General features: G+C 62.6%; 22 protein-coding genes, 1 tRNA gene and 2 pseudogenes. 9 read left to right on the forward strand and 16 right to left on the reverse strand.

Annotation, left to right across the window (positions count from 1 at the left end; all coding sequences use genetic code 11):
- Positions 1-57: 57 nt before the first annotated feature.
- Both VGG53_RS19295 and VGG53_RS19300 read right to left on the reverse strand, forming a co-directional pair.
- Positions 58-133 (reverse strand) — tRNA-Thr (locus VGG53_RS19295).
- Positions 134-696: 563 nt separating this feature from the next.
- Entirely contained in the window at positions 697-1,251 is a 555-nt protein-coding gene (locus VGG53_RS19300) for a TetR/AcrR family transcriptional regulator (protein ID WP_331519690.1), read from the reverse strand.
- 199 nt (positions 1,252-1,450) lie between these two features.
- On the opposite strand from VGG53_RS19300, the gene VGG53_RS19305 reads away from it, so the two are divergent.
- Positions 1,451-2,749, forward strand: a complete 1,299-nt coding sequence (locus tag VGG53_RS19305) for an oxygenase MpaB family protein (RefSeq protein ID WP_331519731.1) — start codon at positions 1,451-1,453, stop codon at positions 2,747-2,749.
- Here the strand turns inward: VGG53_RS19305 and VGG53_RS19310 are convergent.
- The 5 genes from VGG53_RS19310 to fdxA all read right to left on the reverse strand — a co-directional run bounded on the left by VGG53_RS19310 (position 2,746) and on the right by fdxA (position 5,342).
- The gene (locus VGG53_RS19310; protein WP_331519692.1) at positions 2,746-3,318 is read right to left on the reverse strand and encodes a DUF5994 family protein; all 573 of its coding nucleotides are present in this window, start codon (positions 3,316-3,318) and stop codon (positions 2,746-2,748) included. The two genes, VGG53_RS19305 and VGG53_RS19310, sit on opposite strands and share 4 nt — an antisense overlap.
- Before the next feature lie 306 nt (positions 3,319-3,624).
- A complete protein-coding gene (locus tag VGG53_RS19315) occupies positions 3,625-3,813 on the reverse strand; it encodes a hypothetical protein (protein ID WP_331519694.1) in 189 nt (62 codons plus the stop codon).
- A gap of 70 nt (positions 3,814-3,883) precedes the next feature.
- On the reverse strand, positions 3,884-4,321 hold the full coding sequence (locus VGG53_RS19320; RefSeq protein WP_331519695.1) for a hypothetical protein: 438 nt from the start codon (positions 4,319-4,321) through the stop codon (positions 3,884-3,886).
- Positions 4,318-4,992 (reverse strand): helix-turn-helix transcriptional regulator, encoded by a 675-nt coding sequence (locus VGG53_RS19325; RefSeq protein ID WP_331519696.1) that lies wholly within the window; start codon positions 4,990-4,992, stop codon positions 4,318-4,320. Before VGG53_RS19325 ends, VGG53_RS19320 begins: the two co-directional genes overlap by 4 nt.
- Positions 4,989-5,342, reverse strand: a complete 354-nt coding sequence (gene fdxA / locus VGG53_RS19330; protein WP_331519697.1) for a ferredoxin — start codon at positions 5,340-5,342, stop codon at positions 4,989-4,991. Before fdxA ends, VGG53_RS19325 begins: the two co-directional genes overlap by 4 nt.
- A gap of 54 nt (positions 5,343-5,396) precedes the next feature.
- Here fdxA and VGG53_RS19335 point away from each other — a divergent pair.
- Both VGG53_RS19335 and VGG53_RS19340 read left to right on the forward strand, forming a co-directional pair.
- Positions 5,397-7,268 (forward strand): annotated as a pseudogene (locus VGG53_RS19335) (molybdopterin-dependent oxidoreductase).
- 112 nt (positions 7,269-7,380) lie between these two features.
- On the forward strand, positions 7,381-7,986 hold the full coding sequence (locus VGG53_RS19340) for a DUF2249 domain-containing protein (protein WP_331519698.1): 606 nt from the start codon (positions 7,381-7,383) through the stop codon (positions 7,984-7,986).
- A 30-nt stretch (positions 7,987-8,016) separates the two neighbouring features.
- Here VGG53_RS19340 and VGG53_RS19345 read toward each other — a convergent pair whose 3' ends face one another.
- Complete coding sequence (locus VGG53_RS19345; protein WP_331519732.1) at positions 8,017-8,412, reverse strand: group III truncated hemoglobin; 396 nt, start codon at positions 8,410-8,412, stop codon at positions 8,017-8,019.
- A gap of 33 nt (positions 8,413-8,445) precedes the next feature.
- A complete protein-coding gene (locus VGG53_RS19350) occupies positions 8,446-9,192 on the reverse strand; it encodes a helix-turn-helix transcriptional regulator (protein ID WP_414689006.1) in 747 nt (248 codons plus the stop codon).
- A gap of 228 nt (positions 9,193-9,420) precedes the next feature.
- On the opposite strand from VGG53_RS19350, the gene VGG53_RS19355 reads away from it, so the two are divergent.
- The 4 genes from VGG53_RS19355 to ctaD all read left to right on the forward strand — a co-directional run bounded on the left by VGG53_RS19355 (position 9,421) and on the right by ctaD (position 13,644).
- Positions 9,421-10,434 (forward strand): Acg family FMN-binding oxidoreductase, encoded by a 1,014-nt coding sequence (locus tag VGG53_RS19355; protein ID WP_331519700.1) that lies wholly within the window; start codon positions 9,421-9,423, stop codon positions 10,432-10,434.
- 178 nt (positions 10,435-10,612) lie between these two features.
- Positions 10,613-11,080, forward strand: a complete 468-nt coding sequence (locus tag VGG53_RS19360; RefSeq protein WP_331519701.1) for an OsmC family peroxiredoxin — start codon at positions 10,613-10,615, stop codon at positions 11,078-11,080.
- Between the two features lie 16 nt (positions 11,081-11,096).
- Positions 11,097-11,570: a hemerythrin domain-containing protein gene (locus tag VGG53_RS19365; protein ID WP_331519702.1), complete on the forward strand. Its 474-nt coding sequence runs from the start codon at positions 11,097-11,099 to the stop codon at positions 11,568-11,570.
- A 355-nt stretch (positions 11,571-11,925) separates the two neighbouring features.
- Positions 11,926-13,644 (forward strand): cytochrome c oxidase subunit I, encoded by a 1,719-nt coding sequence (gene ctaD, locus VGG53_RS19370; protein WP_331519703.1) that lies wholly within the window; start codon positions 11,926-11,928, stop codon positions 13,642-13,644.
- A gap of 27 nt (positions 13,645-13,671) precedes the next feature.
- Here the strand turns inward: ctaD and VGG53_RS19375 are convergent, their stop codons facing one another.
- The 7 genes and pseudogenes from VGG53_RS19375 to VGG53_RS19405 all read right to left on the reverse strand — a co-directional run bounded on the left by VGG53_RS19375 (position 13,672) and on the right by VGG53_RS19405 (position 20,993).
- Positions 13,672-14,136 (reverse strand): GreA/GreB family elongation factor, encoded by a 465-nt coding sequence (locus VGG53_RS19375; protein WP_331519704.1) that lies wholly within the window; start codon positions 14,134-14,136, stop codon positions 13,672-13,674.
- A gap of 82 nt (positions 14,137-14,218) precedes the next feature.
- Positions 14,219-14,716, reverse strand: coding sequence for a GreA/GreB family elongation factor (locus VGG53_RS19380; protein WP_331519705.1), 498 nt, complete (start codon positions 14,714-14,716; stop codon positions 14,219-14,221).
- A gap of 98 nt (positions 14,717-14,814) precedes the next feature.
- Positions 14,815-16,105: pseudogene (locus VGG53_RS19385) on the reverse strand (NAD(P)/FAD-dependent oxidoreductase).
- A 257-nt stretch (positions 16,106-16,362) separates the two neighbouring features.
- Positions 16,363-17,283: a TIGR03619 family F420-dependent LLM class oxidoreductase gene (locus VGG53_RS19390; protein ID WP_331519706.1), complete on the reverse strand. Its 921-nt coding sequence runs from the start codon at positions 17,281-17,283 to the stop codon at positions 16,363-16,365.
- 331 nt (positions 17,284-17,614) lie between these two features.
- Positions 17,615-18,325 (reverse strand): alpha/beta hydrolase, encoded by a 711-nt coding sequence (locus VGG53_RS19395; RefSeq protein WP_331519707.1) that lies wholly within the window; start codon positions 18,323-18,325, stop codon positions 17,615-17,617.
- Between the two features lie 423 nt (positions 18,326-18,748).
- Positions 18,749-19,639, reverse strand: coding sequence for a LysR family transcriptional regulator (locus tag VGG53_RS19400; RefSeq protein ID WP_331519708.1), 891 nt, complete (start codon positions 19,637-19,639; stop codon positions 18,749-18,751).
- A 463-nt stretch (positions 19,640-20,102) separates the two neighbouring features.
- The gene (locus tag VGG53_RS19405; RefSeq protein WP_331519710.1) at positions 20,103-20,993 is read right to left on the reverse strand and encodes an alpha/beta hydrolase; all 891 of its coding nucleotides are present in this window, start codon (positions 20,991-20,993) and stop codon (positions 20,103-20,105) included.
- Positions 20,994-21,579: 586 nt separating this feature from the next.
- Between VGG53_RS19405 and VGG53_RS19410 the strand changes: the two genes are divergently transcribed.
- Positions 21,580-23,016, forward strand: coding sequence for an FAD-dependent oxidoreductase (locus tag VGG53_RS19410; RefSeq protein ID WP_331519733.1), 1,437 nt, complete (start codon positions 21,580-21,582; stop codon positions 23,014-23,016).
- A gap of 565 nt (positions 23,017-23,581) precedes the next feature.
- Entirely contained in the window at positions 23,582-24,622 is a 1,041-nt protein-coding gene (locus tag VGG53_RS19415; RefSeq protein ID WP_331519711.1) for a methyltransferase, read from the forward strand.
- Positions 24,623-24,698: the final 76 nt, after the last annotated feature.

The following is a 24,698-nucleotide window of genomic DNA, read 5'->3' on the forward strand; positions in this document are numbered from 1 at the left end:
AGCTAGCCTTCGGATACTGAGGCCGCTGGAGACGGTATGTCCTAGCGCCGACAGGGATGGAGCCGCGTGAGAGACTCGAACTCTCGCCATTCGCCTTACAAGGGCGACGCTCTACCAACTGAGCTAACGCGGCCGGCCGACTCAATGAGAGCCGTGACAATTCTACGACGGTGTGATGTCGTCGGAGCTGCGCGCCGGCCGAACCGACGGAGGTAGCGAGGCGGCGCCGTCAATGTCATCCTGTCGGGAGCGGTCATCCGGTTCCTGACAGGGGGGCCTGCGCCCAAAGGAGTCTCATGATCTATCGCCGTCTGGTTTGGGCGCTCGGCACTGTGTTGGTGGCGGCCGCCATCCCTGTCCAGGCACATGCCGAGCCGCCGACGAAGTGTTTGACCAACACCCCCAAAGGCAAGCAGGTTTACGTTCCCTGCGATCTGCTCAACGCCGGCGCCAACTTCCCGCCGGGCCAGCGTTGTCCCGGGCCGCTCGACCAGTACCCGAAAGATGTGGCCGACTGGTGTGGGACGGCGGCCGATTCGAAACCGCCTCCCACGAGCCCTGCGACCCCAACGAGTCCTGCAACCCCAACGAGCCCGACGGGTCCTGCGAGCCCGACAAGCCCGACGAGCCCGACGAACCCGGGCAGGTAAACCGTGAGGGCCTTCCATGAAGGCGCTCCACAAGGCTCTCCGCGAATCAGCGGCGGCTCAAGTAATGGTCTAGCAGGGCGGTGAGTTCGTCCAGGAATTCGTCTCTGGCGATGGGCGGTTGGTCGAGCACGTAGCGGATAGTCAGGTGTTCAACCGCTCGCACCGCAATCCATACGACTGTGTCGGTATGTTCGCCGGTTGCCGAGCGCAGCCGCAAATGTGCCATCGCGAGTTCGCCGACTCTTTGTTCGAAGTCGATGATCTTGTCGCCCAAGCCCAACCGGGGAACGTGTTCGACCAATGCGCGAAGCACTTCGGGTTGGTCCTCCATGGCGTCGAGCAGCACGGCCAGTGTTTGACGCATGATGGCTCGGTCGTCGGGTGTACCGACATGCTCGACGAGATGTGTGGTGACGGAACGCACGACGTCGTCAGTGTAGTCGTCGATGACCGCCGCGACGATCACATCCTTATTCGGAAAGTACTGGTAGAGCGAGCCAGGACTGATACCGGCAACTTCGGCGATCCGGTTAGTGGTCGCGCCGTCATAGCCCCGATTGATCAGCACGTCGCGGCCGGCGTCCAGGATGCGTCTGACCATCAAACGCGAGCGTTCCTGGCGCGGCAGGCGGCGAGGCTGCCCAGATTGGCTGCTCATTGCTGCGTCACCACGCGAATTGTATGCGAGTGAAAGCTCGTGTCAGCATTTTGACATGACTTCCGCGACCCAAAACAGCGACCATCGCGGCGATTTTGCCGGTGCATCGGCGGTTGCGAACGACTATTACTGGCGACCTGGCATGGCGTTGCGCTCAGCACCGCCGCGTCTGCGATTCGACCCGATGTGGACCCACACACGACGGCAGATGCTCGCGCCGTGGATCGAGTTCAGCGAGGTGCCCCGCGCGACATCGTGGACTGACTTATTCGTCGACCACCTTTGGCAGGGCGACGAGTTGATGGACGCCGTCGTCGCACGATTTCGTGAGACTGGGGTGGCCGAAGGCAGGGCGCTGCTGGAACAGGCACTCGACCACGGAATCGGAGCGGTAGACGATCCACCCGCCGAGTTGGTGGCTTTGTTCGCGCAGCTCGACAACCCGCCGGACTGGTATGACGCCGAGTTGTGGGAAACCGGCCGACGCTTGTGGAACAACGCATCGCTGTCCGGCAAACTCGGCATGTTCGTCGGTGACACATTCGGAACGTTCGTTGGTGACGAAGTCGCGTATGCCACCGGGCAAACCGGACGCTTCGTCAACGCGTTTTATCGCCGCAACCTCGAAACGCTGGCCTGGTTTAACAACATGACCTACCGCAATGCGCTCGACCGCTGGGAGAATCCCTTCAAAGACACCGTGCGGGTGCGCCTGATGCATTCACTAGTCCGTGCTGGTTTGCGCCGCGCTTGGGGAGATGAGCAGTTCGCACAGCACGGCAATCCGATTTCCAACGCAATGATGATGAACGCGGCGATCAGCTTCGGCTTAGGTCCGCTGCTCGTCGATCACGCGCACGGACGGACCTGCAGTCGCGACGATCTCGATGCAGCATCGATGTACTGGGCGTACATCGCTTACGTTTTCGGCGTTGCCGAGGAACTCATCCCAAAAAACGCGTCCCAAGCAATCGAGGCAATGGACTTCATCGTTGCGTATGCCGGTGGCCCGTCGGAGTGGACCGACACCATGATCAGCGCAGCGGTCAATGACCGCGCCGGTCCAACGTGGCTCCAACATGCCCTGTTGACACCACTATTGGGCTTTCTAGCCTATTACGGCGGCGAAGACGTCACCCGCGCGATGGTTCGCGCAACTCCCCTGGCGAACATCAATCTCACACCTTGGATACGCGCTACCAAAGTGCTTGTCTACGCCAATGTCGGACTGCGACGGCTGCTCGACCAGATACCGGGAGCCACCGCCCGCGCAGCCGGGCGAAAGAGTGACACCGCGATGTGGGGTTCGCTGTTGAAAATCACCCGATTCCTGGCCGCGCGCAAGGGAATCCACGGAACCCCTTATGACCATCACAATCGAACCGCCAGCATCAATCCCGGATGTCCGATCCCACACCCAACCGGCACCGCGCCACGCTAACCACCCGCCGCCAAATTCGTCCTGCGGTCGCGACCCTGGAGCAGGACCTCCGTCACATCCCCATTGCACATCCCCGATGCTGTAGCGCGAACGGGGAGCGGTCGCGATCCGTGGCGCTCTGCTGCTCGCTGATTCCGAGTAGTTGGTCGGGGGTGGAAGCATTGCCCACGCTTGCCGCCGTTGTCATCGCCGTGTACGCGTCGTCTGGCGTCGGCGTATGGGGGCACCAGCAAAAGGGCCAGCCTTCCGATTCGTTCACCGAAGACTGTTATGACGTTCGGTGAGTCTTTGCTGGCGTCAAGTATCACGTTGTCGCCCTGGTGTTTGATGCTCGGAGGTGTTGGGGACCAATCGCTTTGGTGGTAGCGCACCCGAGCGATCGGGCCGAATCGGAGCGAGAGCGCCGTAAGCAGTGACGGAAGTTGTACGGTAAGCCTGGTTGATCGTAGCCACCAGCCTCCTTGCACGAAACCGCAGTACCGGTGTGCGGGTTTCAACCGCAATCGCAAGGTTGCCATTGTCGGTCGGTGTGCGCGTGCGGCGCCAATGTGTTCAGCGGTTGTTGACATGTGCCGGCTTCTGCCTTCCTCGCGTTTGAGGCGACGTTTTTCGCGCAAGGTTTCGTCACCGCTTCCGCATGTGAACCCTGCTGACAAGCTCCATCGTCGTGTGGATTCCGTTAGTTGGCTTGCCCTGACGCGACAACGTGAGGCTGGGCGGTTGTAGCTGCACGACAGCGGAACTCGGTAGGCGCTTAGGTGGGCTGGTCGCGAGCGCGTAGGCGGGAGGGGATCCGCTCCAGTCTTAATTGCCCGCTCGACCAAGCCGCTCGGTCAAGCGGGACTCCGGTGCCCCGGCCCAGGCTGCCGCGTCCCTCACACGGCGGTGCCGCCGTCGACGGGCTTCTTACCCGGTCGGCGACGGCGGATGTATCTGCGAGGCCGTTTAGGGCTGGGCGCTATCGCACCGCCCTCGTCTTCCCAGCGGTGGATTTGCTTGGCTGGAATGTCCGACAAATCATCGTGCATGAGCACGGATTTCAGTTTCTCGCTGAATTTGCCCATGCCAAAGACTCTACGCCCACGACCGCGCGCACACGGCGACGATCTCCGGGCCGCTCTGAAACCGACGCTGTCAGTTCGGAAGTCGCGCGAGGAGTAGAAGACTTCCGGCAACCACCAACGCAACCACCTTGATCGTCTCCAGGCCGACGTACGCGTAGTGGCCGCGAGAGCGGGGCGCGTTCATGCCGGCAAGCACCTTGTCAGAACGACGGTTCAACCGGGGCCGTACCACTCCGAGCTGGACGCCCAGCGCGACGAATACGACGACGAACGCCACTACGACGCTGGCTTTTGGCGGGCTGGCCAAGAGGATGGCCCCGACGACGATGGCGAACACGACCTCGACGCTGTTGAGCGCGCGGAAGACCCGGCGCCCGATCCCCAGACCGATCTGCAGCGTCACGTTGGGTGCACCAAACTTCAACGGCGCCTCCAGAAATGAGATGGCGAGCACCATGCCCAGCCACACGAAGCTGATAGCGACGGCGATCGCCGCCCCGGTGCTCACCCGGCGGTCCCTTCCAGCCTGAGGTGGGCCAGACACAGATCCGGTTCGACGAACGTATCTAGTCGATCGACGGTGACCGGTGCCGCCGAGCTTTCCAGAACTCCTTGCATCAGCCCAAGGTGGATCGGGCAGACGACATTGCTTCGGGTCTCGGCGAGTTCGAGGAACGGGCAGTGCCGCAGGCCAATCTGCTGCTCCTTACCGGATTTTCGGCGCTCGGGCGCGAATCCAAACTCGTCGAGCACGCCGATGAGGTGGTCGATAGATTTCTTTGCCCCCATCTCCTTTCCGTGTGGCGGCGACGATTCCAACCGCCGCCCCCACGCCCGGCCCGCGGCCAGCGCCCTGGCACGTGGATCGCGGCCGGCGGCAAGGCTCATCGCGAGAATTTCGGCGAGAAGCCGGTAATGGCGCGGTCCGCCGGGATCCATCTTCCGGATCGCACGAAACATCAGCGGCGGACGCCCTGGCCCTCGGCGGCCCGGCTCGACCTGCTCCACCCGGCCGTCGCTGACCAAGGTATCCAGATGGAAGCGGACGGTGTTGGGATGCACACCCAGCACCTCGGCGATCGCGGTGATGCCCATCGGGCCGGGCGCCGCCTTCAATACCCGTAGCACGCTACGACGGCGACCGGAGCGTTCCTCGGAGAAGCTGACGATAGCGCTCACGCTATCTGAGAATCCTGCGTCGGCAGGCTGGCCACCAGCGGCGCGTCGACGCCGAGCGGGCCCAGCTTGGCGGCGCCGCCCGGTGACCCCAGCGGCATGTCGCGGCCCGGCAGGGTTCCGAAAAAGAATGCTGCATTGTCCGCTTGATAGGGCTGCAGGTCCTCGGGAAGGTCGTCTTCGTAGTAGATGGCCTCGACCGGGCAGACCGGTTCGCACGCTCCGCAGTCCACGCATTCGTCGGGATGGATGTAGAGCGCGCGGCCGCCCTCGTAGATGCAGTCCACCGGGCATTCGTCCACGCACGCTCGGTCCATCACGTCAACGCATGGCTTCCCGATCACGTACGTCATGACGTAGAGTTTACACAAGGCCTTTTGTAAAAACGAGGGAAGGTGCGGGATCCGATGCCCGACAATGAACTCGACGTCCCACAATCCCACGCTGAAAGTAGTGGCGGTGATGGGCACGTCGAGTCGTCGGGAATCGGCATAGCTACCGCCGCGCACGATGGCGCAGAGCTCGATCCCAACATCGATGGCGGCAACTGGCAGCAAGCTCTGGGCTATCGCGCAGAGCTGCACCTGGCTGAGGACATCGTCAACCCGGAGACCTGGGCCGGCGGGCTGGAAGACAAGCGCGCGATCGCGCCGCGACTGCGGGTCGGCCGTGACAGATGGTTCAACCTGCTGTGGCTGATTCCCGTTGGGTTCGCCCTGCTGGTGGCGGCGGTGGCGGTGGGCAAAGGCCTGCACAACATGCCGGCCGTGCAGGGGTTCATCCAGCGTTATCCCGGTACCCACGTACCTTCCGAGGTCGCCCCGGGCATCCCCGCCTGGGTGGGCTGGTCACACTTTTTCAACCTGTTCCTGATGATGTTCATCATCCGCTCCGGGATTCAGATCCTGTGCGATCATCCGCGGCTGTACTTCAGTCGTAACGCCACTCCCGGCAAGGACGAGTGGCTCCGGGTGGCCAAGCCGGTGCCCGACGACCCGCTGTGGACGGCCAAGGACGATTCGGTTGCCCTACCCCGTCAGTTGGGATTGCCGGGAATTCGTCATTCCATTGGGCTGGCTCGGTGGTGGCACCTTGGCGTCGATGTCTTGTGGCTGCTGAACGGCGCGGTCTTCTACGTGCTGTTGTTCGCTACCGGGCAGTGGCGCCACATCGTGCCGACCAGCTAGGACGTCTTTCCCAACGCGGTATCGGTGGGCATTCAGTATCTTTCGCTGGACTGGCCGACCGACAGCACGTGGGTGGCTTACAACGGAATGCAGTTGCTGGCGTACTTCACCACCGTCTTCATCGCCGCACCGCTCGCGGTCATCACCGGGCTGGGGATGTCGCCGGCGCTTTCGATGCGCCTCACCGTGATCAGTAAGCGTTTGAGCATCCAGGCTGCTCGCTCGCTGCATTTCCTGGTGCTGGTCTATTTCCTGTTCTTCATCGTTGTCCACGTCACGCTGGTCTTCGCCACCGAGGCGTTGCGCAACCTCAACCACATGTTCGCCGCCCGCGACGACAACAGCTGGGTCGGGTTTTGGATCTTCGCCGCGGCCATGGTGGTAGTGGCCGTCGGCTGGGTGGCCGCGACGCCACTCACCCATCGCCACCCGCGGGTGGTGCAGCGGGTCGGCTACGCGCTCATCGGGCCGCTGCAGCGGCTGTTCGAGTACGCCAATCCAAAGCCGGGGGCGTTTACCGAAAAGGACATCTCGCCGTACTTCTGGCACAACGGCACCTACCCGGAAACCGTTGAGTACAAGGAGTTAGAGAAGAACAACTTCGTGGGTTGGCGGCTGCGGGTCTACGGCCTCGTCGAGAACCCGACTGAGTTCTCGCTGCCCGAATTGCATGCCTTGCCGTACCACGAGCAGATCACCCAGCACTTCTGCATCCAGGGCTGGTCGGGTGTCGCCAAATGGGGTGGCGTGTCGATGCAGACGATCATGGACAGGGTCAAACCGCTGCCCGAGGCCAAATGGGTGGTCTTCTATTCCCTGGGCCCCGGCGCCGACGGCGGGATCTACTACGTTGCACACCCGATCGAGCAGATGCGCCACCATCTGACCATGCTCGCCTACGACATGAACGGGGAACCGGTGAGCTACGGCCACGGGGCGCCGCTGCGGCTACGCAATGAATTGCAGCATGGCTTCCGGCATGTGAAGTGGCTCAAGGGCATTGAGTTCGTCGAGCACTACTCCGAGCTCGGCAGCGGTTACGGCGGTTACAACGAAGACCACGAATTCTTCGGGCGTCACCAAACCATCTGATGTGTGTGGAACATCTGGTGCCATCGGGATGAGGGAAGGTTCCCTTCCTCGTACTCATGCGGTAATGTTTGTACATGTCTACTTGTAAAAACTCTGAGAGGCGCGAATCCATATGGCTGCCAACGAACTTGACGTACGACAGCTGCGCAAGCCCGACAAGCACCCAACGATCTTCGCCACCTACGCCGACCTCCCGGTCGCGGGATCGTTCGTGTTGGTCAACAATCACGACCCCAAGCATCTACATGAGGAATTCGAGGTCGATCACGCCGGCAGCTACGGCTGGGAGTACCTCGAGAAGGGCCCAACGCTCTGGCGCATCCGGATCAGCAAACTCACCACTACGCCGCTCCCGCCGATTGTGACGAACACCGCCGACATTGTGGCCGCCGCCGTGGAGCCGGACGTCGCCCGAGTGGCGTGGAAGCTGGAGGTTCGGGAGCGAGACCTGGACTCGAATGTCATCGCGCTGGCACCCAACGGCGGAATCGACACGCACGCCGGGGCCGACGTCGACGTCTTGATCCACGTGCTGTCCGGCGGTGGCCGGCTCACGACCGAGCAGGACACCATCGACCTCCGCCCCGGTGCCTTGCTCTGGCTACCACGACGATCGCGGCGACAGCTCACCGCCGGTCCGGACGGACTGCGCTACCTGACCGTGCACCAAAAGCGGGAAATCCTGCCGCTTACCCCCACCGTGCGGCAGGCTGTCTGATGAAGAGCGTCACGCCGGGCGAACTTTAGTTCAGCTTGCCACCAGGGTGTCGAGTTCTGGTGTGTCCGTGCCCGTTAGCCGTCGGTGCATGGCCCAGGCGATCCTGGCGGCCTGAGTTTTCGCGCGCTCAGCGACGGGTCCGTGATACATCTCGTCGACAGTGCTGTTCCACGTGGTCAGCCAGCGAACGAAGTGACGGCCGCTCAGCGAAGTCCGGTGGTGGACTTGCCGATGCGCCTGCAATGCGCTGCGCCGGTAAAGTCCGGCGCGAAACAGCACGGTCTCCCAGAAGTCGCACATTACCGGGATGTGCGAATCCAGATCACTGATCCGCAACGCGGCGAAGGGCTCGGCGAGGACGTCGTCGACCAGCACCCGGCCATAGAACCGGCGCAACAGCGCCTCGACATCGGCGCGACCGGCCAGATCCGCGACCGATTGGCCGGCGGCGCATGCGGCTCAGTCATGCGCGATCACCCTGGCAAGGCACAGGTCTGGTTCGACAAACGGCTCGAGCTCGGCCTGCATCACTGGCCGGGACGCGGTCGAACGGCCTCCGGAGGCTGGACTCGCGAGGAGGCCCTGCAGCAGTCCGCGGTGCAAGGCGCACCCCACCTCCGGATGGGCACGGGCCAGATCCCGTACCGGGCACGCGTGCAGGCGAATGGTCTGCTGGCTGCCGGCGGTCGACGTCGCGGCCGGGGTCAACTCAGGACCGAACCCCATCCTCGCGAAAACCGCCCCGACCATCGCCGCTTGGCCCTCGAGGGTCTTCCTCGGCCCCACGCTGTCCGAAACATCCAGTCCCGCACCACGTTCGCGCGCTGACCCGGCCGCGATCCGCTCAGCCCACCGCCGGCCGGCGGCCTCTGCGCGTCGACGCCGCTTGTCGGCGGTGTTGCCCAGTTCCAGCGCCAGAATCTCGGCCAGGCTCCGATAGTCCAGCCTCTCCCGCACCGCGAGGTAACCGGTGCGAGGACGACCAACGCCGGCCCGGGTGATCCGGGTACGCTCCACGGTTCCTTCGCTGCACAACGCGTCGAGGTGAAAACGCACCGTGGTCACGTGCAGTCCCATCTGCACGGCGAGCTCGGCCGCGTCGACCGCGCCGTCATGCTCACGCACCAGCTCAAGGACTCGTTCGCGTTGCCGGTTACGCCCCGTGGCGCCCACGCGCCCGGTTCCGTGGTCGCTGTGGTCGTCCACCCCAATCGCCCCCTCGGTGCAGTTGCTCTTCAGCTATTTAACGGATATTATTCATTAATAATATCACCGGCGCAAGGGACCGAGGTATCCCATCACAAATGGGCGTGTGTCACCCCGACGGGTCCTGCCGGCATCTGATGAAGGAGCGGTGGCCGTGTCGACAACGATCCGTTCGGAAATGGCCTGGGACAAAAGAGAAAACCGGGGGTTGACGGTGCGGGCACCGCGGTGGAAACCAAGGTCATCGAGGATGCGGTGCGGTTGGCATGCCGGGCCCCGTCGCTGTACAACAGTCAACCGTGGCTCTGGGTGGCCGACGGCGGTCGGCTGGATCTATTTCTCGATCCCAGCCGTGTCCTGCTCACGGATCGATCGACGCGGGAGGCCCATATCAGCTGCGGTGCGGTGATCGATCACCTTCGGGTGGCGATGACGGCCGCGGGATGGATGGCCGATGTCGAGCGGTTTCCCAATCCAAACAACCCCGAGCACCCGGCCACAATGGAGTTCACCTCCATGAACTGTGTGACCGATGACCAGCGCCGCCGCGCCGATGTGATCCTGAAACGGCGCACCGACCGGCTTCCGCTCATGGCGCCATTCTTCGGGCCGACCGGCTGGGAATCGTTTGAGCCCGTGCTACTCAGCAGAGTCGGCGCCGACCCGGTGCGTCTGCACGTGTTGCCCGACGGGATGCGCCCACGCCTTGCCGAGGCGGCCCGGCTCACCGAATCGCTGCACCTGTATGACTCCTCGTATCATTCCGAACTCGATTGGTGGACAGCACCGTTCGAGATGTCGGAGGGCATCCCGCACAGTTCTCTGGTTTCGGCCGCCGAGACTGATCGGGTGGGCGTCAACCGAGCCTTTCCATTCACCCACAACAGGGAAAGGCGCACTGAGGTCGAATGGGATTACTCGAAGATCCTGATGCTGTCCACGGACGATGACAGTCCTTCCAGTGCGTTGTGGTGCGGAGAGGCGCTGTCGGCCGTCCTGCTGGAGTGCACGATGGCCGGCTTGGCCACCTGTCCGGTGACACATTTGACTGAGTTGTCGGTCAGCCGCGAACTCCTCGCGGCGCTGACAGGTCACACGGACCTGCCCCAGCTCCTGATCCGGGTCGGCATGGCGCCCGCGCTGGACAAGGCGCCGCCCCCCACGCCGCGGCGTCCACTTCCTGAGGTGTTGCAGCTGAAAAGTCAACCCGGAAACCCTGATGCGATCGTCCTCGCTCCCTGAGGCAATCGCACTGTGCCAGTTCGTCAGTCGAAAAGGGCTTACCCGCATTGAGTTCGGAGGAAGCCTTGCTTCGACTGCATGATTCACTCCTGACGCTAGGTCTAGCCAACGCGGTGCCGACAGTCTAGGGTTTACACAAGTATTGTTTGTAAAAACCCCCGTAACGGAGTCGATGAGTATGAGTATTGCGGAACGGCACGCGCAGACCACGTGGAAGGGCCCGCTGGCTGAGGGCGAAGGCAGGCTGTCGGAGGGCAGCAGCGGGGCGCTGGATGGCCTGCCGCTGACCTGGGCTTCACGTACTGAGCAGCCTGGCGGGAAGACCAGCCCCGAGGAGTTGGCGGCGGCAGCGCATTCGTCGTGTTTCGCGATGGCGTTGGCATTGAAGCTGGGCGAGAACCACACGCCGCCACAGCAACTCGATGTCACGGCCACTGTGACCCTGGATGCCGTCGAGGGCATCCCGACGATCACGTCGTCGCGGCTGAAGGTCAGGGCGCGGGTAGCCGGGCTGGACGCCGAGGCGTTCGCGGCCGTGGTGGACCAGGCTGCTGCCCTGTGCCCGGTGTCGCGATTGTTCGCCGGTGCCGAGATCAGTGTTGACGCCGACCTCGACGAGGGCGAACCTTCCCGGCCCGCAGATTGATACCGGGGAGGACATGATGCCCAGCCTGGCGCTATCTACCGCACTGAAGCAGGAACATCACGAAATCTACAGTCAGATCGAGGCTTTCATCGAGAAGCTCGAGTTGGGCAGCGTTCAGCCCGAACCATTGACCGCGGCATTGGAAGCGCTGCACCGGCACATCTACCTCGAGGAGGTCTTCCTGTTCCCACCGATCCGCGAGGCCGGGATGGTGATGCCGATCTTCGTGATGATGCGCGAGCATGGCGAACTGTGGCGCACCATAGACGCCCTGACAGATCTGCTCGCAGACGGAAATGACCGCCGGCGGCTAGCGGATATCTGCCGTCAGCTGCTCTACCAACTCGACCAGCACAACTCCAAAGAGGAGCCGGTCATCTATCCGCATGCCGACACCGATCTGCCACCGCAAACCAGCGCGGAATTGACCCGCTTCATTGAGACCGGCCGCACTCCCGATGGATGGGTCTGCCGGCAGGCAGGTGCGTGAGGCCCTCAATGAACGCGTCGCGATCGTGGGTGCGTTACACATACGCATCTCCGCATCGATCAGGATCCGGGTCAGTCGCGTAATACCGCTTCGACGAATAGCTTTCGAGTGTTGGTGCGGTGCCAGCAGCACGCCCCCGCCGCGTTTTCTGTGTCAATTTTACCCGGCCCGCGTTCCAGCCGGGGGGCCCTGGCGGGGGGTTTGACCCTTCATCCCGGCACCCCGTTCGTCGACCTATCGCTCGCGACATTTAAAGGATAGTATCCATTTATATTAGCCGCGGTAGGAGGCGAGTGATGCCCGATCAACCCGCTGCGGGTCGCGAGGGATGGGCCAGGAGCGAGAGGACGAACTCGTGACCGCCGAAGCGCCTCCGTCGTTGGGGCTTGAGCCGCGTCGTCCGTTTCCAGCGCGGTTAGGGCCTAAGGGCAACCTCGTCTACAAGTTGGTGACCACCACCGATCACAAGTTGATCGGAATCATGTACGTGGTCACGTGCTTTGCGTTCTTTTTCACCGGCGGGTTGATGGCATTGTTCATGCGTGCTGAGCTGGCTGCGCCGGGGCTGCAGTTCCTGTCGAACGAGCAGTACAACCAGCTGTTCACGATGCACGGCACCATCATGTTGCTGTTTTACGCGACGCCGATCGTGTTCGGTTTCGCAAACCTGGTGCTGCCGTTGCAGATCGGCGCCCCGGATGTGGCGTTCCCGCGGCTGAACGCGTTCTCGTACTGGTTGTTTTTGTTCGGCGGGCTGATCGCGATCTCGGGGTTCATCACTCCCGGTGGTGCGGCCGATTTCGGATGGACCGCCTACACGCCGCTCTCCAGTGCCGTTCATAGCCCCGGTGTGGGCGGGGATCTGTGGATCATGGGCCTGGCCGTTGGTGGCTTGGGCACCATTCTGGGCGCGGTCAACATGATCACCACGGTGGTGTGCATGCGAGCGCCGGGGATGACGATGTTCCGGCTGCCGATCTTCACCTGGAACATCCTGATCACGTCCATCATGGCGTTGATGGTCTTCCCGCTGTTGACCGCCGCGCTGTTCGGTTTGGCCGCTGACCGCCACCTGGGGGCACACATCTACGACCCGGCCAACGGTGGGGTGATCCTGTGGCAGCACCTGTTCTGGTTCTTCGGGCACCCCGAGGTCTACATCGTGGCGCTGCCGTTCTTCGGCATCATCAGCGAAATCATTCCGGTGTTCGCCCGCAAACCGATCTTCGGCTACACCCCGATGGTCTACGCGACGCTGTCGATCGCGGCGCTGTCGGTCGCGGTGTGGGCGCACCACATGTTCGCCACCGGCGCCGTCCTGCTGCCGTTCTTCAGTTTCATGTCGTATCTGATCGCGATACCGACCGGGATCAAGTTTTTCAACTGGATTGGCACCATGTGGAACGGCCAGTTGACCTTTGAGACGCCGATGCTGTTCTCGGTCGGCTTCCTGGCGACGTTTTTGCTCGGCGGACTGTCCGGCGTGATGTTGGCCAGTCCCCCAATCGACTTCCACGTCACCGACACCTACTTCCTCGTCGCGCACTTCCACTACGTCTTGTTCGGCACCATCGTGTTCGCCACCTTCGCCGGGATCTACTTCTGGTTTCCGAAGATGACAGGTCGGCTGCTCGATGAGCGGCTGGGCAAGCTGCACTTCTGGCTTACGCTGATCGGTTTTCACACCACGTTTTTGGTGCAGCACTGGCTGGGCAACACGGGCATGCCGCGCCGCTACGCCGACTACCTAGCCACCGACGGCTTCCAACCACTGAATGTCGTCTCGACGATCGGGGCGTTCATCCTGGGTGTGTCGATGCTTCCGTTCATGTGGAATGTGTTCAAGAGTTGGCGTTACGGCGAACCCGTCACTGTCGACGACCCCTGGGGACACGGCAACTCCCTGGAATGGGCCACCAGCTGCCCGCCACCGCGGCACAACTTCACCGAGCTGCCTCGCATCCGCTCGGAGCGTCCGGCATTCGAGTTGCACTATCCGCACATGGCGGAACAGCTGCGCGCCGAGCTGCATATTGGCCGCACGGCGCACCAACCGTCATCGACTCGAAATTGAGTGAGCGGTCGCAAATGACGTGCGCCATTACTTCGAGTCGGCCGTGTGCATGCTGTAGGGCACGGCGTCAAGGAGTGTGACGGTCAGGACGGTGCCATTGGGCCGGGTATAGGTGCGTCGCTCGCCGGGGCGTGCGCCCGCAATCGCGGCGCCCAGCGGGGATTGGTTGGAGTAGACCTCGATGTCGCCGTATTCAGCGCCGCGCACGCCCAGCAGGAAGGTTTCGATGTCACCGGTGTCGTCGTAGCAGATGGTCAACACCATGCCGGGTTCGGCGATCCCATCGTCGGGCGGGTCCTCGCCGACGACGGCATTGACCAACAGGTCATGAATCTTTTGAAGCCGGGCCTGCCACGCGTGTCGGGCAGCGGTGGTGTTTTCATCGGACCCGACGTCAGATGCGCTGGTATGCAACACACGAGGGGCGGCCAGTTCCCGTTGTAGCCGCTCGTAGGCTTGCGTCGAGATCCACATGGGCTCCGCACTGGTCATTTTCGTCCCTTTCATGAAACGCGGCAGCGGGTTTATGTAGCGTCCCCGGCTGGCTCTTCTTGATTGTCTTGGTGCTCCGCGGCTATCGTTGCTTGCGGTGGGCCGACTGTGGCCCAAGGCTTTTCGCCACGTACATTTCGTAGGGCACGACCTTCAGCAGCGTCACCAGTCGCCCTGTCTCACCAGGGATTGAGTAGATGCGCTGGTCGCCCGGACGTGCGCCGGCCATCGCGTGGCCCAGCGGCGACAACGTCGAGTAAACCTTGATGCCGGTGTCTTCGGCACGGCCGGCGAGCAGAAACGTTTCGGTCTCGCCGGTGGGCTCGTAACGGATGGTCATAACCATGCCCGGTCCGGAGACAGGGTCGTAGACGTCCTCACTGACGACCGCGTTGGTCAGCACATCTTCAATCTCGCGGATGCGGGCTTGTCGCAATCCGTCACGCGCGACGAGGTTGCCGTCGCTATCCATCAAATCGTCCGCAACTTCGATACTGCCCCGCGAGCGCAGCGCGGCAAGTTCGGTGTGCAGCCGGCTGTAATCCTGTCGCGTCATCCGGATGCGTTGGATGCTAGTCATTTTCGTTGGTGTCCTTTCGTATCGAGGGGTGTCGTCAGGGGCGGGCCAAAGCACGGCAACCGCCCCCGACGACTCGGATGCCCTGGTGGGGCGAGAATTCAGGCCCGCGGATATCGCGAGTGCCCGCGGCCGCTTCGGCGCAGCGGATCGAACTCCGCGAGGGCCTGGGGTTGCCTTGCCAGTGGTGATCTGTTCGGCCAACAGTCGCCCGGTCACCGGGCGGTGCGCCAATCTCCACATGCCGTGTCCACCGGCCGTGTAGACGCCGGGTGACACCTCACCGATCAGCGCGCGGCCGTCTGGGGTGACCGCGTGCGCACCAACCCATAGGTTGCTGCGCTCGTCCCAGCGCACGCCATCCAGCAAGGGGCCGGCAGCGGCGACCAGGGCCTCCGCCCGTTGTGGTGCGACGAGTCGGTGCAGCTGGCCGAATTCCGTGGTGCCCGAGACACGCATGGCGCCCTTGTAGGGTGTGCAGGCCACCCGCCCGTGCGGCAGGTAGATGGGGCTCGGAAGCGGGCGGTCCACGGGCACGGTAAACGAGTAGCCGTGACCGGCCTGCACCGGCACGCGCAGCCAGCGGCCGGCCAGCTGTGACAGCCGGGCGCCGGTGGCGATCACCGCGGCATCGGCGGTCAGCGACGTTCCGCGGCGCGACTGCGCCGTGACGCCGCTATCTGAGCTCAGTACGTCGTGGATTTCCAGCCTGCGTATCGTGGCCCCGCGGTCCACAACTGAGCGGCCCAGGGCTTCCACGAATCGGCGCGGGTCGATGAAGCGCTGCCCGTTGACACTGAGCCCGGCGGTGACCGCCGGCGATGCCAGGGGTATGTGCTCACGTAACGCTTCGCCCGATAATCCGGTGACATACATTGGCTGGCCCGCCTTTTCGAGCTGGCCTAGCTGCCACAACACATACTCGGCCTCTCGGGTGGTGTGAAACAGCGCGGTGATCGGTGCATCGGTCACCGGCGCATCGACCCCATTGGCGATGAGTACGTCGAAGGCTTCGATGCAGTCTTCGTTGAGCGCCACGTTGGCCCGTATCGCCCGCCGCCACGACGATGGCCCGCTGTTGGCGACGAATTGCGTTAGGAAGGCCCCGAGTTCTCCGGCGGCGGTCAATGGCATGCGCAACCGAGCGGTCGGGTCGCGAGGCGCGCGCAGCCCGTGGCCCAAAATGCCCGGGGAGTTCAGCGGAAGGGTTATCCCTGGCGCGATCCACCCGGCGTTGCCCCAGGAGGCGCCGGCGGCCACGCCAGTGCGATCCACCACCGTGACCTCGACGCCACGTTCCTGTAAGAACCACGCGGTGAACAATCCGACGATGCCCGCACCGACGACGATCGCCGACCGAGGTCCACCGTCGATCCGCTCGACGCCGACCATCACCACGCCTCCTAGCTGAACTTTGGTTATCAACTCCCATGGTGGTGTGAAGGGGTGCGGCAGCGCTTGCCGGAACCGGACAACGGCGCGGCGGGCCGTTGTCGCCATCCGACAACGCCTGCCACGATGGCCCTTGACCGGTGTTCTGCGGGTGCCCGGGATGCCGACCGGGTGGAGGTCTTGGCCGCTCGGCCGACATCACCCGCGGCCGCGGGCACTCCTTGCGCCACAATTGACTAGGACGCCCATTCCGGCGGCTACCCCACTTTGGGGATGACCTCTTCGGCAACCCACTGCATGTGATCCATGTAGGCGGTGACGTCGCTGAGCGGAGGCGGATCGACCCAGGTGTGGGTCACCCCGCGCTCGGCGAGCATGCCGCAATCGTCGATTACCTGCTGCGCACTCTGCGCCAACTGTGCGTTCGGGTGGTCGACGATGGTGTGTTCCTCGCCGATGCGGAGGCCGGCGAGGCTGTAAAAGACCGAGAACGGACGGCCATCGAAGCCCGGCTGGGAGCGAAGGTAGTCCATCTTCGCCGGCAGCTCCTCGGGCTTGGTTAGCCACGGCGCCCAACCGTCGGCAAACCGTGCCGCGCGGCACAGGGCGGCGTCCGCGTCGCCGCCGACCCAGATCAGCGGATGGGGCTGGCGAATTGGCTTGGGCCCAAAGACAACGTCCTGGAAAGACACGAACTCACCGTCGAATGACGGTGAGTCGCTGTGCCAGAGTTCGAACATCGCGCTCAGGTATTCGTCGGCCATCCGGCCGCGCTTGCCGAAAGGCGCGCCGACCGCGTCGTACTCCTCCTTGAGCCATCCGACGCCAATGGTGGTTTGAGAGCGGCCGCCGCTGAACCAGTCGAGGGTCGCGATCTGCTTGGCGGCGATCACCGGGTTGTGCAGCGGCAGGATCTTCACCATGGATCCGATGGTGATCGTCGACGTTGCGCCCGCGATGTACGCCTGCGCGGTGGTCGCATCAAAATAGTGGTCGCCGGAGAATTCAACATGGGTCGTTGGTATGAGGAAGTGCTCGGGCAGCAGCACCATCGAGAAACCGAGCTGCTCGGCCCGTTGTGCGACCGTCGCGATGTCGCGCCCATCGACTTCGTGTTCCCAAGGCTGGGTGATTGCCGCTACGTGCATGCAGTTCGGCAAGCTGACCGCGAATCTCACAACAACCTCGCCTCCTGCACGACCGCGCGCGTGAATCATCAATTCGTGGTGTCCGAATGCTCCTGGCTTGTCTCGGGTTTCACGCGGACCCAATCACACGCGATACTGCGCCGTGGGCTGGCACGAGGGCGATCTATTACTAGGTTAACCGTCTGCGGCCTGAACTTATACCTTCACGGCATGCGCCTTTTAGGTAATCAGCTTAGTTTTCCTGAATACCAAGCTGAAGACCAGATATCGGTCCGGCTCGCGATTGGGCGAAGGGCCGAAGTCGAATTTACCGCCACGACAACCGTATACACGACGTCGACAGTCGTCAGGCTTCCACCAATCAGGCTGTGAGGATCGCCTTGGCCACTTCGTCGGGGTGGGTCAGCATACTGTCGTGCGTCCCCGGAACGACGACGGGCGCGACACCGAGCCGGGCGGCGAACGCTGCCCCCGGCCACTGCATAGCGTGATCGCAGTCGCTGTATATGTAGGCAGTAGGTATAGCGAGAGTCGCCACGCCGATGTCGGGAGCATCGAGGAAATAGTTACCGGGTTGGGGAGTCAGCAGATCGGCCACCAGCCGCTGCAGATCCGGCGCGACACCTTGCAGGAACATCTGCTCGACGTATTCCAATGTGGGCGCGATGGCGCCAACAGGCGATTCGTCGATCAAGCGCAGCATCAACTCGCGGTTCTCCTGCGGGGTGTCATCGGCCAAAGATCTGCCACGGATCGGTATCTGCGCGTTGTAGTAGACGATCTTGCTGACCCGGTCGGCGAGTAGGTGAGCGGCGCCGGTGGCAGGATAACCCCCCCAGCTATGCGCGACGAGAATCACTTTGTCGAGATCCCGCCGGCGCACCTCGTTGACGATGTAGTCGACCGCGTCCTGAAGCTTGTAGCCCGATGGATCGTCGCCGTCTCCTAAACCAGGTAGGGTCAAGATGATAGCTCGGTGACCCGCCGCGCGAAGCCTCTCGGCAACCGGTCGCCACGACCACGCCCCGTGCCAGCCACCGGGGATCAGCACATGTATCGACGCTTGCGCCACGTATTCCCTTCTGTGTTAAATCCCCAGTCCACGAGATCGGTCATTTGGGACTCTGCCACCCCGTGTTTGGTGATCACACTAAGTCCCCCTCGGCAGGCGCCCCCCGCTGCCGCGGTGAGTTCTGCACAGGATCCGGCGAGTGGATTTGCTCAGCCTAACGGTCGCAAGGCGGCTGCGGCAACTTAGATAGAATGCATCTAATCTATGATCTAGTACAATTCTGCGAATACCACCGCGCGGCTCAATTTAGCTGCGAATTCGATGGTCTCGGGGAGATCTTGATGCGCAACGATGCCACGCGTTATCGTCCGCTTGTCGGAATCTGCCGCAAGCTGGGCACGCCAGCGCGGCAACAAAATCCGTTGTGCGGAACGATAATCCTTTAATTAGCAAAGGGTTCCGCAATGCCTGATCCAGACGCCGTTATGTTGGTCCAGCCCAGGCGGGTAGGCCGCGACGATGAATGTCGGAGACGAATTGGTGGACGAGAGTATCTGATGGTGCGGCGACCACCGCGACGACATCGCGCTTGATCATGGGACGTAGCCGGCGCACAGTTCCTGTCGGCCGTGAAGGCAACGCCGACACCGGCACGATGGTGACACCCATTCCCGCCGCCGCGAGCTGGGCCGCCGTACGCGGACTACCCGTGCGCAACACCGGATCGAGCACGACGTCATGGTGGGCTGCGAGCTGGTCGACCCAGGTCGCCATGCCGTTGTCGGGATGGTAATGCACGAACGGCTCGCTGACGAGGGCGGAAAACGGCACACCGGAGAGATCGGTAAACGGGTGGCCCGCGGCTGCCACCACCACGACCTCTTCCTTACCGAAAACCGTTACATGCGCATCGGTGCGGGTAGGCCGAGGGCCAAAGGCAACATCAGTACGCCCCGCTTCGAGTAACTCGAGCATGGCGTCCGCGCTGGTGAACTCCGACAAATCCAGGTGCACGTCGGGACGGCGAGAGCGCCACTGGCGCAGCACCGGAAGCAACAGCCATGCCGTCATTGTCTCCACACAGGAGATGCGTATTCTGCCCGTGCCGGCACGGGCAACTCGCTGCCCGATCTTCACCGCCTGCTCGGCAGCCTGCAGGGCTACCCGCGCCTCTTCGGCTGTGGCCCGGCCCGCCGCGGTGATACGCACGCCACGCCAAAGCCGCTCCGCTACGGGAGCGCCCAGTTCTTTTTCCAAAGAAGCTATCTGGTGCGAAAGCGCCGGTTGCGACATGTAAAGTGCCGCAGCTGCCGCGCTGACCGATCCGTGGTCGACCAGTGCGACCAAACACTCCAGAGTCCGCAAAGTTGTCATTCGAATAACTTAACCACCGCATTCCTATTTTTCATCATTCCGGCCACGCGAGGGCTGGGCGATCGCGAGCTGACGCCACACGCTTTGCAACGCTAGCGGTGCAGGTCCTGCACGCTAAGAGATCATCGAGCGGGAACACCCGCAATGTGTAGCTACTCGCGGATATCGACGACCGAACCGGTAGGTCGGTTGCGGAGTCCATCCGTTGGGCCACCCCGGAACTCGCCTTCCGCTGCACGGCCGCAGCGGATTTCGAATCTGGAAATCCTGGCAGAGACGGTGGTGATGATTTTAGGTCGGTCAGGTCGGTCGTCTTGCCAGAAGACCCGCCGTTGGGCATCGAGAAGCGCGAGCGCCGGGACGGCAGCTGCATCCGCATTCTGGCCCGGCCCTGAGGAACGCGGCCCGCATTGTCCCGACACTAAAGCTATGGCGAAGACGCGCCGAAACGTATTGAGGTGATTTACGTTTCAGCGCCAATAAATGCTCGGACCCGGTCGAGTACCAGCTCCGGTCGCTGCTGGACTATCCAGTGGCCGACGCCGTCGACCAGCTCGATCTCGAAATCGCTTATGTGCTCGGGATATCCGTCCATCAGGTCCGGGGTGATCACGGGATCTTCAGTACCATGAAGCCAGCGGACCGGTACGTCGAGCCGACCGTCCTCGTACTCGCCGCGCATCCAGGGCAGCACCTCTTTAGTCTGAAAAGTGCGATACCAGCGCGAGCCGGCCACGGCGTGCCCCGGCTCGCGCATGCACTCGACGTACATCCGGATGTCCTCCTGGGGCATCGAATAACCGCCACCGGCCCACGCCAACAGCAGTCGGAAAAACCGGGCCTTGGGATCACTGATCACGCGGGGACCGATCACTGGCAGCAACATCGGGATCTGATACCAGAACCGCCACATATTGCGCAACATCGCGAGGTCGCGCCTCACATAGGGTGCCACGGTATTCAAGCCGAAGAATCTGGTCACCTTTTCCGGATGGCGCAGCATCATGATGAACGCGATGGGCCCACCCCAATCGTGGGCGACGAGCTTGACCGTGGCAACGCCCAGGTGGTCGAGAACGTCGGCCAGATCGTCGGCCATTTCTGCCTTGAGGTAGCTGGATCGCGGCGCAGAGCTCCAGCCCGCGCCACGCAGGTCGGGACAGAGCACCCGGTACCCCCAGGCGGTTAGTGGGCCGATCAGCTCGTGCCACTCCCACCAGTTCTCAGGGAACCCGTGCACGAGCATCACTGCCGGCCCATCCGCCGGCCCGGCGTCTGCGACATGGATCGTGACGCCCCCGCCGAGATCCACGTACCTGTGTTCGACACCGTCCAGGGTGGGCATAGTGACCATGCTTTCCGAGCGTAGCCGCGGCTATCGTGCATACCAACTCTCATATCAAGTTTCCACAAACTCTCATCAGCAGCTTTGGTAGTTCCATTGCTTCGAACTCAACCTCGTAGGCCGCGGCTCCTGACTTTGCCATTTGCGAGCCGCGCGATGGCCGCCGTGAGGCGGCCCTTCTAGAATATCTCGTGAATGTGCCACGGCTACAGCCTGTTTCGGTCCACGGCTGTCCCAGCGCAGTATCGAGACCAATGGCCGTGGCATATGCAGCGCTCCAACCAATGCGCTGAGTGAACCATGATCGACCGGTGCGAAACCTTTCGCATCCGCAGCGGTGATATTCGTATTTCTTGCTCAAAGCTACTAAAAGATTCATGTGGCCGAACCACGCCGCTGACTTCGCGATGGCTAACCTGGCTGAAGATCGCTACCTAACGCATACCGGTGGAGGTGTCTGAAATATCGATCCCGGCAGCTAATACCCTGCCGTACAAAGCTGTTGGCAGTACACCGCGTCACAGTGGCAAGCCATGGCAACCGAGGTTGGCCTCCAGAGAGGCAGTCGTGCGCCCGGAATTCCGATGCAAACGCGATGCTGCGCTGCTGGAAGGCGGCCAGTACGAAAGGAAGGTGTTTGTCGTTGAAACGGAGTGAGCGTGCTGTCGTCCTGGGGGCCAGTATGAGTGGGCTATTCGCGGCGCGCGTGTTAGCCGACTTCTATTCGAGCGTGACAGTGGTTGACCGCGACGTTCTGCCCCAAGAGCCCAGGAACCGACGTGGCGTGCCTCAGGGCGCCCATATCCACATCATGCAGGCTCGGGGTTCCCATGTTCTGGAGGATTTGTTTCCTGGGCTTCGCAATGAACTGGTCGCCGACGGCGTGCCGATCTGGGATGACGGCGATCTCGCCAGCTTCCACGTCTCGGTTGGTGGGCACGTCCTGGCGCAGAGCGGCCGTCTGCGATACCCAAAGGACAATATGCAGTACTTTGCCAGCCGGCCACTGCTGGAAAGCCATGTGCGGCGCAGGCTGCGAGCCTGTCCGAACGTGACAATCCGCGACGGCCACGACGTGGTGGGGCTCACCTTCAACCCCGCCCGCGACGGGGTCACCGGTGTCCGTCTGGCTAAACGTGACACCGCTGACGAGACGACACTGCCCGCTGACCTAGTCGTGGATGCAACCGGCCGAGGTTCGCGCACCCCTACTTTTCTCGCAGATCTGGGCTACGGCCGGCCTCGCGAGGAGAAACTCGTCGTCCACCTGGCCTACGCCACGCAGCCACTACATATCCCGTCAGGCTCACTTAGTGAAAACTTCTTTGTCGTCAACCCTAAGCCCGGCCGCCCAACGGGATTCGGGTTGCAGGTGTGCGAAAACAACATATGGATGCTCACTCTCATCTCGATGGTGGGCCACGAGCTGCCCACCGAGCGCCGCGACATGCTCACCTTCCTTGAGCAGCACGCGCCCGCAAAGGCGGTTGCCGCGGTGCGGGCCGCCGAGCCATTGGGCGAAATGGCCCACTACCGTGTCCCGTCCAGCAGATGGCGGCGCTACGACAAGATGCGCCGTACACCTGCGGGGCTGCTTGTCATCGGTGACGCGATCTGCAGCTTCAATCCGATTTATGCGCAAGGCATGGCGGTGGCCGCGGTAGAGGCTACTGTGCTGCGCACGTGTCTGCACCGCGGACCGCACGACCTGCCGCGGCGGTTCTTCCGGGGCAGCGCCAGGCCGATCGGTGCTGCCTGGCAGACGGCGGTCAGCTCGGATTTGGCGCTGCCCGAAGTCGAGGCACCACGCCCAGTACGGGTGCGACTGAGCAACGCTTTTATGGAGCAAGTCCTTAGCGCCGCCGAGACTGACGCGCTCATCGCGGATCACTTCTTGAGAGTCGTTGGGATGATCGATCCGCCGGCGCGCCTGCTGCATCCCGACGTTCTGTTCCGGATCGCCAAGTCGTTCTATGCCCTACGTACGAACGGCCGCCGTGAGTGCGCACAAGGTGCGCCCGCGGGTCGGTAGACATCCGCACAGATTCATTCGGAAGGCCTAATGATCACCAATCATCCTGTTGAAGCGCGACCACTGGTGCGAGCGCTTGGTATTCGAGAAAACTAACTTTGGCCGTCGGAACTTTCATCTGACCGAGCCACACAGCAGGCAAACCGATGGCTAGCCTAGACGAGAGATTAGCTGACCGACCTGCCATGGAGGTACCGCAAAAATAACACTTAGCGTGATAGCAACACCCATGACGCGGGATCGCCCATGCGCGAGACGTTTTGGCCGGCATCTTCTAATTGTCTGGATCACGTGAGAAACGAGATGGACATTGCCTAAATCTGCTTCCTCGCTCGCGATGCGGGCCCATGACGTCATCTCAGCACACTGGATTTGGGCTATCGGGCTAGTCGCCAGCCGGCACGCTGTCTGCAATCTGGCGGTCGGTTTTCGACAAACAGATTCCCCGACTCACTCCGTACACGGCGGCGTCACGGTCTTTTGAAAGTCCCCATACTGCGCTAGGGGCCTCGAATTCGGCCGAAATAACGCCCTACACACCCCAATACAGATTGGAATGCTCACGGTGGTTTTTGACACAGACGCTGACAGTTACAGCGAAGTTTACCGGTTGATCATGGCGGCTTGGGGGACCCAAGCAGTGCGTTGTCTGGCGGGCCTCTCGGTCGCTGAGCACCTGGAGACGGAATCGCTGAGTGCTCAAGAGATTGCCGAACGTGAGTCCGTCGACCCGGGAATGCTCTACCGGCTGCTGCGCGCCGGCGTGGCGATGGGGCTGATCGACTACAACAGCAGTGATCAAACCTTTTCCACGACTTCGATGCTTCGCGTCCTGCACAGGGACGCTCCGGAGTCACTCAAGTCCTACGCGCAGGCAGCAGTGGGACCGGCCTTCTGGCTTCCCGCCGCGCGTGCGCCGCAAGCCATCGCGCGCGGCCAGAACCAGGTCGTAGAGGCACTGGGCACCAGTGTTTTCGAGTATTACGCAGAGCACCCCGACGAAGCGCGTATGTTCAGCGCGGCGATGACCGATGTGTCTACACCGGTGATTCGCGAAGCGGTGTCAGTCATTGATGTCGGTGCGGCCAGATATGCGGTGGACGTAGGAGGGGCTAACGGCGTCTTCGTCAGTGAACTGGTAGACCGAAACCCACAGTTGACGGGTGCGGTTCTCGACCTTCCACATGTGATTCCCGGCGTCGTGCAAGAAGTGCAGCGGCGAGGGCTCACGCAGCGAGTAACGGGCATCGCCGGCAACTTCTTTGAGTCGGTTCCCAACGCTGATATCTTCCTACTCAAATTTATCCTGCATGACTGGGACGATCGGTCGTGCATCACTCTGCTCGGTAACGTCCGCCGGGCCATGAACCCCGGCGGCCGGTTGTTCATCGTCGAGATGGTCGTTGCACCCGACCGTGCCACGATCGACGCCGCTCTCATGGACATGGGAATGCTCTTCTTCTTCAGCGGTCAAGAGCGCGATATATCCCAATTCGACGCCTTACTTCAACAGGCAGGGTTACGCGTGAGCAGGGTAAAATCCCTGCGCGGCAGCTACCGCATCATCGAAGCCGTAGCACACTCTCCGGGTCAGGGCCGGAACTAAATGGTGCCGGACTGTGCATGGTAAACCGGTTTTGGAGCGCGCTCGAGCGGACCTCTTCACGCCAAAGTCCCGATTC

This window comes from Mycobacterium sp., from assembly GCF_036490025.1.
GTDB lineage: Bacteria > Actinomycetota > Actinomycetes > Mycobacteriales > Mycobacteriaceae > Mycobacterium.

Excerpts from the sequence above, each read along its gene's own strand:
- VGG53_RS19300 (WP_331519690.1), bottom strand. The coding sequence starts at position 1,251 with ATGGTCAGACGCATCCTGGACGCCGGCCGCGACGTGCTGATCAATCGG.
- VGG53_RS19305 (WP_331519731.1), top strand. The coding sequence starts at position 1,451 with ATGGCGTTGCGCTCAGCACCGCCGCGTCTGCGATTCGACCCGATGTGG.
- VGG53_RS19310 (WP_331519692.1), bottom strand. The coding sequence starts at position 3,318 with ATGTCAACAACCGCTGAACACATTGGCGCCGCACGCGCACACCGACCG.
- VGG53_RS19315 (WP_331519694.1), bottom strand. The coding sequence starts at position 3,813 with ATGGGCAAATTCAGCGAGAAACTGAAATCCGTGCTCATGCACGATGAT.
- fdxA (WP_331519697.1), bottom strand. The coding sequence starts at position 5,342 with ATGACGTACGTGATCGGGAAGCCATGCGTTGACGTGATGGACCGAGCG.
- VGG53_RS19340 (WP_331519698.1), top strand. The coding sequence starts at position 7,381 with ATGGCTGCCAACGAACTTGACGTACGACAGCTGCGCAAGCCCGACAAG.
- VGG53_RS19360 (WP_331519701.1), top strand. The coding sequence starts at position 10,613 with ATGAGTATTGCGGAACGGCACGCGCAGACCACGTGGAAGGGCCCGCTG.
- VGG53_RS19365 (WP_331519702.1), top strand. The coding sequence starts at position 11,097 with ATGCCCAGCCTGGCGCTATCTACCGCACTGAAGCAGGAACATCACGAA.
- VGG53_RS19375 (WP_331519704.1), bottom strand. The coding sequence starts at position 14,136 with ATGACCAGTGCGGAGCCCATGTGGATCTCGACGCAAGCCTACGAGCGG.
- VGG53_RS19380 (WP_331519705.1), bottom strand. The coding sequence starts at position 14,716 with ATGACTAGCATCCAACGCATCCGGATGACGCGACAGGATTACAGCCGG.
- VGG53_RS19400 (WP_331519708.1), bottom strand. The coding sequence starts at position 19,639 with ATGACAACTTTGCGGACTCTGGAGTGTTTGGTCGCACTGGTCGACCAC.
- VGG53_RS19405 (WP_331519710.1), bottom strand. The coding sequence starts at position 20,993 with ATGGTCACTATGCCCACCCTGGACGGTGTCGAACACAGGTACGTGGAT.
- VGG53_RS19410 (WP_331519733.1), top strand. The coding sequence starts at position 21,580 with ATGCTGCGCTGCTGGAAGGCGGCCAGTACGAAAGGAAGGTGTTTGTCG.